General features: G+C 62.2%; 15 protein-coding genes. All 15 read left to right on the top strand.

Annotated features, from left to right (window positions below; genetic code table 11):
* Positions 1-28: 28 nt before the first annotated feature.
* Positions 29-1,018, top strand: a complete 990-nt coding sequence (locus tag FNB15_RS20115) for an alpha/beta fold hydrolase (protein ID WP_425460273.1) — start codon at positions 29-31, stop codon at positions 1,016-1,018.
* Between the two features lie 115 nt (positions 1,019-1,133).
* A complete protein-coding gene (locus FNB15_RS20110) occupies positions 1,134-2,603 on the top strand; it encodes a catalase (protein WP_144258434.1) in 1,470 nt (489 codons plus the stop codon).
* A 119-nt stretch (positions 2,604-2,722) separates the two neighbouring features.
* Entirely contained in the window at positions 2,723-3,367 is a 645-nt protein-coding gene (locus FNB15_RS20105) for a MarR family winged helix-turn-helix transcriptional regulator (protein WP_144258433.1), read from the top strand.
* A 43-nt stretch (positions 3,368-3,410) separates the two neighbouring features.
* Positions 3,411-4,130, top strand: coding sequence for a hypothetical protein (locus tag FNB15_RS20100; protein ID WP_144258432.1), 720 nt, complete (start codon positions 3,411-3,413; stop codon positions 4,128-4,130).
* A gap of 99 nt (positions 4,131-4,229) precedes the next feature.
* Positions 4,230-4,775, top strand: a complete 546-nt coding sequence (locus FNB15_RS20095) for a carboxymuconolactone decarboxylase family protein (protein WP_144258431.1) — start codon at positions 4,230-4,232, stop codon at positions 4,773-4,775.
* 78 nt (positions 4,776-4,853) lie between these two features.
* The gene (locus FNB15_RS20090; protein ID WP_144258430.1) at positions 4,854-5,390 is read left to right on the top strand and encodes a thioredoxin domain-containing protein; all 537 of its coding nucleotides are present in this window, start codon (positions 4,854-4,856) and stop codon (positions 5,388-5,390) included.
* On the top strand, positions 5,387-6,085 hold the full coding sequence (locus FNB15_RS20085) for a glutamine amidotransferase (RefSeq protein ID WP_144258429.1): 699 nt from the start codon (positions 5,387-5,389) through the stop codon (positions 6,083-6,085). The genes FNB15_RS20090 and FNB15_RS20085 overlap by 4 nt, the downstream gene beginning before the upstream one ends.
* Positions 6,086-6,275: 190 nt before the next feature.
* On the top strand, positions 6,276-7,916 hold the full coding sequence (gene ccoN, locus FNB15_RS20080; RefSeq protein WP_246068737.1) for a cytochrome-c oxidase, cbb3-type subunit I: 1,641 nt from the start codon (positions 6,276-6,278) through the stop codon (positions 7,914-7,916).
* A gap of 5 nt (positions 7,917-7,921) precedes the next feature.
* Positions 7,922-8,656: a cytochrome-c oxidase, cbb3-type subunit II gene (gene ccoO, locus FNB15_RS20075; RefSeq protein ID WP_221932692.1), complete on the top strand. Its 735-nt coding sequence runs from the start codon at positions 7,922-7,924 to the stop codon at positions 8,654-8,656.
* Positions 8,657-8,660: 4 nt separating this feature from the next.
* A complete protein-coding gene (locus FNB15_RS20070; protein ID WP_144258428.1) occupies positions 8,661-8,834 on the top strand; it encodes a cbb3-type cytochrome oxidase subunit 3 in 174 nt (57 codons plus the stop codon).
* On the top strand, positions 8,825-9,694 hold the full coding sequence (gene ccoP, locus FNB15_RS20065) for a cytochrome-c oxidase, cbb3-type subunit III (RefSeq protein ID WP_144258427.1): 870 nt from the start codon (positions 8,825-8,827) through the stop codon (positions 9,692-9,694). The genes FNB15_RS20070 and ccoP overlap by 10 nt, the downstream gene beginning before the upstream one ends.
* A gap of 3 nt (positions 9,695-9,697) precedes the next feature.
* Positions 9,698-9,880 carry a hypothetical protein gene (locus FNB15_RS20060; RefSeq protein ID WP_144258426.1) on the top strand — a complete coding sequence of 61 codons (183 nt, stop codon included), beginning with the start codon at positions 9,698-9,700 and terminating at the stop codon, positions 9,878-9,880.
* Between the two features lie 13 nt (positions 9,881-9,893).
* Positions 9,894-10,685 (top strand): DUF2189 domain-containing protein, encoded by a 792-nt coding sequence (locus FNB15_RS20055; protein ID WP_144258425.1) that lies wholly within the window; start codon positions 9,894-9,896, stop codon positions 10,683-10,685.
* 62 nt (positions 10,686-10,747) lie between these two features.
* Positions 10,748-12,943, top strand: a complete 2,196-nt coding sequence (locus tag FNB15_RS20050) for a heavy metal translocating P-type ATPase (protein ID WP_221932691.1) — start codon at positions 10,748-10,750, stop codon at positions 12,941-12,943.
* Positions 12,943-13,095 (top strand): cbb3-type cytochrome oxidase assembly protein CcoS, encoded by a 153-nt coding sequence (gene ccoS / locus FNB15_RS20045; RefSeq protein ID WP_144258423.1) that lies wholly within the window; start codon positions 12,943-12,945, stop codon positions 13,093-13,095. The genes FNB15_RS20050 and ccoS overlap by 1 nt, the downstream gene beginning before the upstream one ends.
* Positions 13,096-13,114: the final 19 nt, after the last annotated feature.

The raw sequence follows: 13,114 nt of genomic DNA, 5'->3' as shown, positions 1-13,114 counted from the left end.
AAACTTCGCCGATAACGGCGACCAGACGATGGACAGCCCGATGACCATGAACAACACATTCTCCACCTCGCGCCGCACCGTTCTCAAGTGCGGAATGGGCGTGGCTGCCATGGCCGCGCTGCCTGCCGTCGCCTTTGCCCAGTCGGCACCTGTCACTCTCACTCCCTCAGCCAAGGATATCCAGATCATGGACACGATCACCACCAAGGACGGCACGAAGATCTTCTACAAGGATTGGGGTTCGCGCGATGCGCAGCCGGTTGTCTTCCATCATGGCTGGCCGCTCAGTGCCGACGACTGGGACAACCAGATGCTCTTCTTCTACGCCAAGGGTTATCGGGTGATCGCACATGATCGCCGTGGCCATGGCCGCTCGACCCAGACCTATACCGGCAACGAGATGGACACCTACGCCGCCGATGTGATCGAACTGGCGCGGGCGCTGGACCTGAAGAACGCCATCCATGTCGGCCATTCCACCGGCGGCGGCGAGGTCGCGCGCTATGTCGCCCGTGCTGAAAAGGGCCGGGTGGCCAAGGCGGTGCTGATCGGCGCCGTGCCACCCGTGATGGTGAAGTCGGACAAGAATCCGGGCGGCCTGCCGCTTGAGGTGTTCGACGGTTTCCGCGCCGCCCATGTCGCCAATCGCGCGCAGTTCTTCCTGGATGTCGCGGCGGGGCCCTTCTTTGGTTTCAACCGCCCGGACGCCAAGCCGTCGCAGGGCATCATCCAGAATTGGTGGCGCCAGGGCATGATGGGCGGCACCAAGGCGCAGCTCGATTGCATCAAGGCCTTCTCGGAAACCGACTTTACCGAAGACCTGAAGCAGATCGACGTGCCGGTGCTGGTGATGCATGGCGATGACGATCAGATCGTGCCGATCGGTGCCTCGGCCCATCTTTCCATCAAGCTGCTCAAGAAGGGCACGCTGAAGGTTTATAAGGGACTTGGCCACGGTATCGCGACCATCAACGCGGATCTGGTCAACGAAGATTTGCTCGCCTTCTTCAAGGCCTGAGCTTCGCTTCCCCCGGTGACCTAAGCCCCTCAGGTCACACCGGCCCGGCCGCCACTCATGCCCCTCCCCGGTGAGTGGCGGCCATCCCGACATCCTCCACGCAAGGACCTGCATCATGACCGACAGTGCGAAGCCGAAAAACCTGACGCATGCCAATGGCGCGCCGGTGACTGACAACTTCAACATCATGACGGCGGGGCCGCGCGGTCCGGCGCTGCTGCAGGATATCTGGTTGCTCGAAAAGCTGGCGCATTTCGACCGCGAGGTGATCCCCGAGCGTCGCATGCATGCCAAGGGTTCGGGCGCCTACGGCAGCTTCACGGTCACGAAAGACATCACGCAATACTCCAAGGCCAAGATTTTCTCAGAGATCGGCAAGCAGACCGACCTTTTCGTGCGCTTTTCCACCGTGGCCGGCGAGCGTGGCGCCGCCGATGCCGAGCGCGACATTCGCGGCTTTGCCATCAAGTTCTACACCGAGGAAGGCAACTGGGACCTGGTTGGCAACAACACGCCGGTCTTCTTCCTGCGCGATCCGCTGCGTTTCCCCGATCTGAATCATGCCGTGAAGCGCGATCCGCGCACCGGCATGCGCAGCGCCAACAACAACTGGGATTTCTGGACATTGCTGCCCGAAGCGCTGCACCAGGTCACCATCGTGATGAGCGATCGCGGTATCCCGAAGAGCTATCGCCATATGCATGGCTTTGGCAGCCACACCTTCAGCTTCATCAATGCCCAGGACGAGCGATTCTGGGTCAAGTTCACGCTCAAGACCCATCAAGGTATCGAGAATCTGACCGATGCCGAGTCTGCAGCCCTGATCGGCGGCGACCGTGAAAGCCACCAGCGCGATCTGCTGACCAGTATCGACAAGGGCGACTTCCCGCGCTGGACCCTTTACGTGCAGATCATGCCGGAAGTGGATGCCGTCACCTATCCGCTCAATCCTTTCGATCTCACCAAAGTCTGGCCGCACAAGGACTACCCGCTGATCGAGGTCGGCGTGCTGGAATTGAACCGCAATCCCGAGAATGTTTTTGCTGAAGTGGAGCAGGCCGGGTTTTCCCCGGCCAATGTGGTGCCCGGCATCGGCTTCTCACCGGACAAGATGCTGCAGGCGCGGCTGTTCTCCTATGGTGATGCCCAGCGTTATCGCCTTGGCGTCAATTTCAACACCATTCCGGTCAACGCACCGAAATGCCCGTTCCACAGCTACCATCGCGATGGCGCCATGCGCACCGATGGCAACCACGGCGCCCGGATCGGCTATGTGCCGAACAGCTACAAGGAATGGCAGGACAGGCCGGAGCTGAATGAAAAGCCGCTGGCACTGCGCGGCGATGCCTGGCACTGGGACCATCGCTTGGACGACGACTATTACTCGCAGCCCGGCGACCTGTTCCGCCTGATGACGCCGGCCCAGCAGCAGGTGTTGTTCGAGAATACCGCCCGCGCCATGGGCGATGCCGCACCCGAGATCAAGCAGCGCCATATCAACAACTGCACCAAGGCCGATCCGGCCTATGGCGCCGGCGTCGCCAAAGCGCTGCAGGCGGCGGACGCCCTGGCGGCTGCCGAGTAAGCGGTCAGGCAGGTGTCGGGCAGGAGGGGGATGGGCAAATGATTGCGCACCGTCACACTTTTGCCGGGCCGGTGAATCCGGCATTGACAATGCATAGGATTCCTATAATTATTTCTCCCATGACAAAGGACCTGCCAGACACCAACGCCATTGCCGACCGCATCACCGACGGGCTGAAGCGGGTTGCCGCGGTTATGCGGTCGGACGAATGGAGTACTGCGCAAGCGATGAGCATTACGCCCACGCAGTTGCAGATCCTGAACGTGTTGGAAGGCCGGATGAGGGGGCTGCGGGTCACCGAGATCGCTGCCCATCTCGGCGTCAGCCAGCCCACCGCGACCGACTCCGCCACTGCGCTGTTGCGCAAGGGCTATGTCGAGAAGGTGGCCGGAGTCGACCGGCGGTCGAGCCTGCTGGTCCTGACCGTGGAAGGTCGCAAGGCGTTGCGGCAGGCGGGCAGGGCCGAGAATGCCACGCGTGACGCAGTCGAGGAGTTGCCGGCGGCGGAGCAGGAAGAACTGCTGGTGTCGCTGGTCCGGGTGATCAACACGCTGCAGGAAGCCGGTGCCGTGCCGGTGCAGCGCATGTGCGTCACCTGCAAGTATTTCGAACCACATCGCCATGCGGGCAAGCAGGGCCCGCATCACTGCCATTTTGTGAATGCGCCATTGCGACGACGGGATTTCCGCGTCGACTGTCGCGAACACGAAATCGCCGATCCCGACACCCGGGCTGCCACCTGGGGGTCACTCCAAACGGGATAGGCGAGACCCTCCGAGCCGAGTACAGACAAGAAGGAAGATTCTCATGTCCAGGACCTGGTTGAGCGGCACTGCTGTTGCCGCAACGCTCTCGCTTTGCCTTGCGACGGCCGCTTTGTCGCAGCCCATTACCGCCCAGCCATCGGATACCGTGCTGGCCTCGTTCGACATTGTCGAAACGAAGGTCGTTACCAGGAAGGACGCAGTGGTGTTCTCGACGCGCGTGCGCGGCAAGGCCGGCGTGGATATGCCGACGGCCACCGGCAAGTTCGAAGGCTCCGAGGTCTATGCCTATGTCTGGCCGACCTCGCTGAACAGCGCCGAGATCGGCTTCGAGAAGGATCAGGGCATCGTGGCGCTAGCCGTCACCTTCCACCCGGATTTCGACGATGCAGCCTATGGCGGCAAGAACCGGCATAAGTGGCATCCCCACTGGGTGGTGCTGAACGAGGACAAGGCCTGTGGTGCAGGTCTGAAAGTGACTGACATCCCCAAGGGCTCAACGCCCAAGGTGCCACCGACCTGGCCGAATGTGCCGCTGCTGATCGACAGCCCGGAATATCCGACGGGGTTCAAGGGCAATGTCGTCAACGTGGAGATTCCGCTCAAGCTGCTCGGTGGCATCAAGGGCGCGTCTTATGACGGCGTCACCAGTGGCCTGAAGGTCAATGGCAACCTGCATGCTCCGCTGCTCTGCGTGTCAAATGTGTTCAAGGTTGCCTCGGGCAACCTTAGTCTTCCCGGAAAGGTCGCCCCGGCCAAGTAAGTTGGCGGCTTGCGTTGAGTAAAAGTTGCCGGTCTGCCGACTGCCATCGACAGACCGGCGTTTCTCCCCCTCCGAGCAAACAGAGAAGGAAAACTGATCATGGCTTACGTTAATCTCGTTGACCCCAACACCGCAACCGGCACGACTGTCGAACACCTGGCGCAGATCAAGGGTGCTTTCGGCATGGTGCCGAATATGTTCAAGGTCGCGGCCAATTCGCCGGCCGCGCTGGCCAGCATGTGGGGCTCGTTTGGCGCCCTGTCGCAGGGCCGGCTGGGCGCCAAGCTGGGCGAGCAGATTGCCGTCGCGGTCGCCGACCGCAACAACTGCAACTACTGCCTCGCCGCCCACACCATGCTGGGCAAGAAGGCCGGCGCCACTACCGCCGAGATGACGGCGGCGCAGAAGGGGCAGTCGGCTGACCCGAAGACCGCCGCCATTCTCGCCTTCGTGCAGAAGGTGGTGGAGAGTCGGGCGGAAATCTCGGCCGTCGATGTGCAGGCTTTGCGCAATGTCGGCCTGGATGACCAGGATGTTGTCGAGGTGATGGCGCATATCGCACTCAACCTCTTCACCAACTACGTCAACGTCGGCTTCGATGTGCCGGTCGATTTCCCGGGCGTGAAGCTGTCGCGGGCGGCGTAACAAAGCGCAGGAACGACAGCGGGGCGGGCCGGTCTTATTGGCTGGGGACCCGTCCCGATCTGTCCGGAGGATAGGATCATGTTGAAGAGGATTGCTCCAGAACTGGCCGTCAGCCAGTGGTTCAACACCGACAACCCGCTCATGCTCGCCAGCTTGCGCGGTCGCGTGGTGTTTCTGCACAGCTTCCAGATGCTGTGCCCAGGCTGTGTCTCGCTCGCTATTCCTCAGGCCCAGAAGATCGAGCAGGTGTTCCGCAATTCCGACCTGCAGGTGATCGGTCTGCACACGGTGTTCGAGCATCATGCCGCCATGACGCCGGTAGCGCTGCAGGCCTTCCTGCATGAATATCGCATTACGCATCCGGTTGGTGTCGACCAGCCGGGTGAGGGCCTGCTGCCGGTGACGATGGAGCGTTTCCAGTTCCAGGGTACGCCGAGCGCGGTGATCATCGGTCGGGACGGCAGCATGCTGCATCACAAGTTCGGTGCGGAAGATGACATGATCGTCGGCGCACGCATCGCCAGCGCACTGTCGATGCCGGTGCCGGTGGTCGAAACCGCACCGCAGGAGCCGGCAGATGGGTGCGCTGATGGTTTCTGCGCGGTGCCCGCATGAAGGCTGTCGCGCTTCGGCACGTCCATTTCGAGGATCTGGGCAGTTTTGCCGCGCCAATCGCGGCAGCCGGCTATGATGTCGAATATCGCAACGCCGACGATCCGGACTTTACCGCCTTTACCGCGGTCGAGCCGGATCTGCTGGTTGTGCTGGGCGGGCCGATCGGTGTTTACGAGGCCGGGGCTTATCCCTTCCTGACACAGGAGATCAGGCTGATTGCCGAACGCCTGAAGGCGGGGCGACCGACGCTGGGAATCTGTCTCGGCGCGCAGTTGATCGCGGCCGCATCCGGTGCTGCAGTCTATCCTTCAGATGTGAAGGAGATCGGCTTCGCACCAATTATGCTGAACGACGCGGGTCGCAACAGCCCGCTGCGCCATCTGCAGGATCTGCCTGTGCTGCACTGGCATGGCGATACCTATAACCTGCCGCGCGGAGCCACGCATCTGGCATCGACAAACCTGGTCGCGCAGCAAGCCTTCGCCATCGACACCAATGTTCTCGCCCTGCAGTTTCACCCCGAAGCCGTGACCGGCTCCGAATTCGAGCGTTGGCTGGTCGGCCATGCTGTGGAGTTAGCAGAGGCCAGCATTGATGTCCGAGCCCTGCGGCGGGATGCCGCGCGCTTCGGTGGCGAACTGCGCCATGGTGCCGTCAGCATGATTTCCGATTGGTTACAGGCACTTGCAGTGTAATGCCGCTGCCGCGGGCCGGGAGAGCGGATCGCTGGTGTTGATCTGGATCAAGGATGTTGCCTGCGCACCGCTGTATGGACTCGAAAGTACGACTGGGCTTTGCGGCGATACATCTCACGATTTTTGAAGTATCGCGCGTCGGGATCTGGCGTTACGGTCTGCTTAAAAGAAATTGCTCGGTGGGAAGACAATGATGGTTGCGCAGCTCACTCAGAATGAACGGTTCTTCGGCCTGGTCATTCTGATCGCGCTTGGATGCCTTGGCCTTGTGATGGCGGCGGTCGGGCAACATGACCCGATCGGCATGCATGGCTGGCTGGTTGTCGTCTGCTCGGTCGTGATGATCTTCGTGCTGGCGAACGGCTACTTCGCGCCGGAGCCGAGTGAAGCCAGGCTTGCGCATTACTACGACGATCCGAGCAAGGTCGGCATCGTGCTGGCGATGATCTGGGCCGTCATCGGCATGTTCATCGGCGACTGGGTCGCGTGGCTGCTGGTGTACCCCGAACTCACCTTCGATGCCGGCTGGGCCAGCTTCGGTCGACTGCGTCCCGTGCATACGTCGGGCGTGATCTTTGGCTTCGGCGGCAATGCGCTGATCGCCACCTCCTTCCATGTGCTGCAGCGTACAACTCGCGCGCGCCTGCCTGATCAGCTGAGCCCGTGGTTCGTGCTGCTGGGCTACAACCTGTTCTGCCTGGTTGCCGCGACGGGCTACTTCATGGGCATCACCCAGTCGAAAGAATATGCCGAGCCGGAATGGTATGCCGATTTCTGGTTGGTGATCGTATGGGTCACCTATTTCCTGATTTACCTGCGTACACTGCTGCGTCGCCGCGAACCGCATATATACGTGGCCAACTGGTATTACATGGCCTTCATCCTGGTGGTAGCGATCCTGCATATCGTCAATAACCTGGCCATGCCGATCTCGTTCGGCTCGGCCAAGAGCTATTCGGCTTTTGCGGGCGTGCAGGATGCGATGACGCAGTGGTGGTACGGCCACAACGCCGTCGCTTTCTTCCTCACCGCGGGCTTCCTTGGCATGATGTATTACTACCTGCCCAAGCGTGCCGGCCGGCCGATCTTCTCGTATCGGCTGTCGATCATCAGCTTCTGGGGCATCACCTTCATGTATATGTGGGCCGGCTCGCATCATCTGCATTACACGGCGTTGCCGCACTGGGTGCAGACGCTGGGCATGACCTTCTCGGTGATGCTGCTGGTACCGAGTTGGGCCTCTGCCGCCAACGCGCTGCTAACGCTGAACGGCGCCTGGCACAAGGTGCGGGATGACGCCACTTTACGCTTCATGATGATGGCGGCGATCTTCTACGGCCTGTCCACCTTTGAAGGCTCATTCATGGCGATCCGTGCCGTGAATTCGCTGTCGCATTACACCGACTGGACTGTCGGCCATGTGCATGCCGGCGCACTCGGCTGGGTGGCGCTGATCACCTTTGGCTCGATCTACGCCGTCGTGCCCTGGCTGTGGAAGCAGCCGCGCATGTATTCGGCAAAACTGATCGAGTGGCATTTCTGGCTCGCGATGGCCGGTACCCTGGTTTATGTCTTCTCGATGTGGAACTCGGGCGTGATCCAGGGCCTGATGTGGCGCACCTATAACGAAAGCGGCACGCTGTCCTATTCCTTCATCGACTCGCTGGTGGCGATGCATCCCTACTACTTCGCCCGCGCTGTCGGCGGTCTGCTCTTCCTGATCGGCGCCATCATCGGCAGCTACAATATCTGGATGACCATCCGCATGGCGGCAAATACCGAGACCAGCAACGAGGCTGCGATCGGCGATGCTGCCGCGGCTGGGGAGTAAGCGCCATGTCGATCTTTGGTTTCCACTACAAGCTGGAACGTAACGCCATCGGTTTCACCCTTGCCGTCATTGCGATGGCCAGCATCGGTGGTTTTGTTGAGATCGCGCCGCTGTTCACCATCGACGAGACGGTGGAGGCGGCGCCCGACATGCGCGTCTACACGCCTCTGGAACTGGCCGGACGCAACATCTATATCCGCGAAGGCTGTTATGCCTGCCATTCACAGATGATCCGCACGCTGCGTGACGAAGTGGAACGCTATGGGCCTTATTCGCTCGCGGTGGAATCGAAGTATGATCACCCGATGCTCTGGGGATCCAAGCGCACCGGTCCGGATATCGCCCGCCTCGGTGGCAAGTATTCCGACCAGTGGCATGTGGCCCATCTGATCAATCCGCGCGATGTGGTGGCGGAATCGAAGATGCCGAACTACGGCTGGCTGATGCGCGATACGCTACGCGTCGATGACCTTGGCCTGCACCTCAAGGCCATGCGCAAGGTCGGTGTGCCCTATACCGACGCGCAGATCGCCAATGCGACCAAGGATGCAATCGGCCAGGCCTCGCCCGACAGCGATGCCGCCGCCGGCGTATCCGAGCGCTATGGCGAGGCGACCAATGTGCGCGCCTTCGACGGCGTGCCCGGCACGGTGACCGAGATGGATGCGGTGGTGGCCTATCTGCAGATTCTCGGCCGCCTGACCGACGCGGCGCACAAGACGCCGATGAAGACGGAGTAAGGCCATGTTCGACTTCGATCACGGCAGTGTCGTCGCCTTCGCGAAATCCTTCGGGCTATTCTATCTGATCGCGCTGTCGGTCGGTGTGCTGATCTATGCCTACTGGCCATCCAACAAACAGCGTTTCGAAGATGCGGCCCGCAACATCATTCACGACGAGGACAAGCCATGTCGGTAGGCGAGCGCGATCCCTACACCGGCCATATGACGACCGGGCATGAGTGGAACGGTATCAAAGAGCTGAATGCGCCGGTGCCAAAGGCAGTGCTGTTCTTCCTTGCCGTCACTTTCCTCTTCTCGCTGGGCTACTGGATTCTGATGCCGGCCTGGCCGACGGGTGTCGCCTATACCCGGGGCCTGCTGGGCATCGACCAGCGCACGACGGTGGCCGAAAGCATGGCGGCTGCTGCGCAGGGCCGTGCCGGCTGGGCACAGAAGGTCAGCGATGGCGACTATGCCGCCATTCAGGCCGATACTGTGCTGATGCGCACCGTGCGCCAGACCGGCCATACGCTGTTCGGCGACAACTGTGCGGTCTGCCATGGCCAGCAGGGCCAGGGCGGCAAGGGCTACCCGGCGATTGCCAAAGCGCCGTGGCTATGGGGTGGTGAGCCGGAAACCTTGGCCGAGACCATCCGTGTCGGCATCAATGCCACGCATCCGGATACCCGCGTGTCGCAGATGATGGCCTTTGGCCGCGACAAGGTCCTGGAACGTCCTGATCTGCTCAAGGTCGCCGCCTATGTGCATTCGCTGTCACAGAAGACAGATGCGTCTGCCGCCACGCTGCAGGAGGGCAAGGTCGTGTTCGACGCCAACTGCGTCGCCTGCCATGGCGATGACGCCAAAGGCAAGCGCGATGTCGGTGCGCCCGACCTGACTGATGCTTTCTGGATTTATGGCAGCGATCTGCAGGGGATCTACAGCACGATATACGACGGCCGTCAGGGTCAGATGCCGGGTTGGGAAAACCGCCTGTCGCCGCTGGAACGCAAAATCCTGACGCTGTACCTGCTCGACCTGCGTAAGAAGAGCTGAGACATGACCATGAAGCGCAGCAGACTGGCCATCTACACCAGCATCGTCGCCGCGGTGCTGCTGCTGGTGCTGGCCAATGCGCATCTGGTCTATGTCGCCATCACATCGCAGCCCGACTGCGTGACCCATTTGAAGGGATCCGGCGAAGCGACCGGAAACTTCCGGGCCGCGCGGTCGTCCTGCTGACGGAGAGATTGCCATGACGACGATTCCGGCCATTGTTCCGCCGCTGCCGCGCGAAAAGACCTACAACCGCAATCTGGCGCCCCGCGCGGCCTTTGCCTGGCTGAGCGCCGGATGGCGCGACCTCTGGGTCAAACCCGGTATCAGCCTGTTTTACGGCGTCGGTGTCTTCATCGCGTCGCTGATCATCGTCATCGGCCTGTTCCGGCTCGAACTCGACTACATCCTGTTTCCTGCATTGTCGGGCTTCATGGTGCTCGGTCCGGCTCTGGCCGTTGGTCTGTATGAAAAAAGCCGCCGGCTCACCGCTGGCGAACCGGTGATGTTCGGTGAAATCCTGTTCGTGAAGTCCAGGGCGGGCGCACAGATCCTGTTCATCGGCGCCATTCTCTGCCTGCTGATGCTGCTCTGGAACCGGGCTGCCGTGATCGTCTACGCGCTGTTCTTCGGCCTGACGCCGTTCCCGGGACTGGAGCATATCGCCCCCATGCTGTTCACCACGCCGCTCGGCTGGGCGATGCTGCTGGTCGGCGGTGCCGTCGGCGGGTTGTTTGCGGCATTCTCTTTTGCCATCAGCGTGTTTTCGATCCCGATGCTGCTGAACGAGGATGTCGATGCCTTCACTGCCATGGGCACCAGCATGGCGCTGGTCTGGAATAACATTGCTGTCATGCTGACCTGGGGCGCCATCGTGCTGACGCTGTTTCTGCTCAGCCTGATCAGCGGTACGCTCGGCCTGGTGCTCGTATTCCCGATGGTCGGTCATGCCACCTGGCATGCCTACAAGGCCATCCGGACTCCTGCATGAGTTGCTGTCTGCCCGGGAACTTGCCGGCCGCCCGGTCGCCGGAGGCCGGCCAGGAATGGTTGGTGGGTCCTGCGCAGCAGGAAATCCTGCTGGCAAGCCATTCCGTGGGCGAGGGCCTGCAGCAGACCGAAATCTCCGTTCCGACGATCCATTGCGGTGGCTGCATCCGCACCATCGAACAGGGTCTCGGCGGTCTGCCCGGCGTCGTCCGGGCGCGCGTCAATCTTTCTACCAGGCGCGTCACCGTGCAGTGGCAGGAAGCCGTGCCGCCGCCGCTGTTCACCACGCTCGACCGTCTCGGTTATCCCGCGCATCTGCATGACCCGGTTGAAAACGAGAAGGACCCTGTGCTGACCCAGCTGCTGCGCGCGTTGGCCATCTCCGGCTTCGCCGCCGGCAACGTGATGCTGTTCTCGATGTCGATCTGGGCCGGCGCCGATCCGGCCTCTCGCGACCTGTTCCACTGGCTATCGGCGCTGGTGTCGCTGCCGGCTGCGGCTTATTCCGGCCAGGTGTTCTTTCGCTCGGCCTGGCACGCACTGCGACGCGGGCAGACCAATATGGACGTGCCGATCTCGATCGGCGTGCTGCTCGCCTTCGGCATGAGCATGTACGACACGGTGACGCACGGCGAATACGCCTATTTTGATGCCGCCATCTCGCTGCTGTTCTTCCTGCTCATCGGCCGTGTGCTCGATCATATGATGCGCGAACGCGCCCGCCAGGCGGTGAAGGGTCTGCAGCGCATGGCGGCGCGCGGGGCCGTGGTGCGCCGGTCGGATGGCAGTCACGACTATCTGCCAGTCAGCGAATTGCAACCGGGCATGCAGATCATCCTTGCGGCCGGTGAGCGCGTGCCGGTCGATGGCCGGGTGATTTCCGGCGTCTCCGACATCGACTGTGCGCTGGTCAATGGCGAAAGCCTGCCACAGGCCGCCGGCATTGGCACCGAGTTGCAGGCAGGGACACTGAATCTGACTGCTCCGCTGACCATGCAGGCGACGGCGACGGTGCAGAGTTCTTTCCTGGCCGAAATGTTGCGCCTGATGGAGGCCGCCGAATCCGGTCGCGCCGGCTATCGTCGCATCGCCGACCGCGCCGCCCAGCTTTACGCACCGGTCGTGCATATTGCCGCTTTCGTCAGCTTTGTTGGCTGGATGCTGGCGATGGGTGACGTGCATCGCGCGCTCACCATTGCGGTCGCCGTGTTGATCATCACCTGTCCCTGCGCGCTGGCACTGGCCGTGCCGATGGTGCAGGTGGTGGCGGCGCGCCGGCTCTTCGAGGCCGGCATCATGGTGAAGGATGGCGCGGCGCTGGAACGGCTCGCCCAGATCGACACGGTGGTGTTCGACAAGACCGGCACGCTGACGTTGGGCCAGCTCATGCTGTCCAACCGTGCCGAGATCGATCCGCAGCATCTGGCGATTGCGGCCGCGATGGCGGTGCATTCGCGGCATCCGCAGTCACGCGCACTGTCCGCTGCGGCCATCGGCACCGCACTGCCGTTTGCTCGGATCGAGGAACATCCCGGCCTTGGCCTTGAGGCCGAAGCGCTTGGCAGCGTCTATCGGCTGGGTCGCGCCGGCTGGGCTCTGGGCAGCGAGGGCGAAACCGTCGGCACGGCGCTGGTGAAGGATGGCGCACTGCTGGCCACTTTCCGCTTCGACGACCGGCTGCGCCCCGATGCGCGCCACGTCGTGACGCAACTGCTGCAGCATGGCCTGCATGTCGAAATTCTGTCCGGGGACCGCCCAGAGGCTGTGGCGGCCATCGCGCGGCAGGTCGGTGTTGCGGACTATCAGACTGCCATGCTGCCGGGTGGCAAGGCCGCGCGCCTGGCCGCGCTGGCTGCAGAAGGCCGCAAGGTGCTGATGGTGGGCGACGGACTGAATGATGCGCCGGCGCTGGCAGCGGCACATGCCTCGATGGCGCCGGCAACGGCTGCCGATATCGGGCGCAACGCCGCCGATTTTGTCTTCCTGCGCGACAGCCTTGCCGCCGTGCCGCAGGCGATGGATGTGGCGCGTCAGGCCGGCAAGCTGATCCGGCAGAATTTTGTGCTGTCGCTTGGCTATAATGCCGTCGCGCTGCCGTTTGCTATCGCTGGTTACATCACGCCACTGATCGCCGCCTTGGTGATGTCGTCGTCATCGATGATCGTGGTAGGCAATGCGCTGCGGCTGACCCCGCTGCGCGGTGTCCGCACTGCGCGGAAGGACAATTTGCCAAACGCATTGCCGGAAGGAGCCGAGTGATGGACGAGTTCATCTATCTCGTGCCGCTGTCGCTGGTGCTGGGCATTGTCGGGCTGGGCCTGTTCCTGTGGTCGCTGCGTGCGGGCCAGTATCAGGATCTCGATGGCGCGGCCGAGCGTATTCTCTATGAAGAAGATAAGCCGGCCAGCTGACCAGGGCTCGTTGCTGCGC

It is taken from the genome of Ferrovibrio terrae (genome assembly GCF_007197755.1).
In the GTDB taxonomy this organism is placed as follows: Bacteria; Pseudomonadota; Alphaproteobacteria; order Ferrovibrionales; family Ferrovibrionaceae; genus Ferrovibrio; species Ferrovibrio terrae.
The sequence above is the reverse complement of the archived record's forward strand: the minus strand, read 5'-3'. Positions and strand labels throughout refer to the sequence as shown.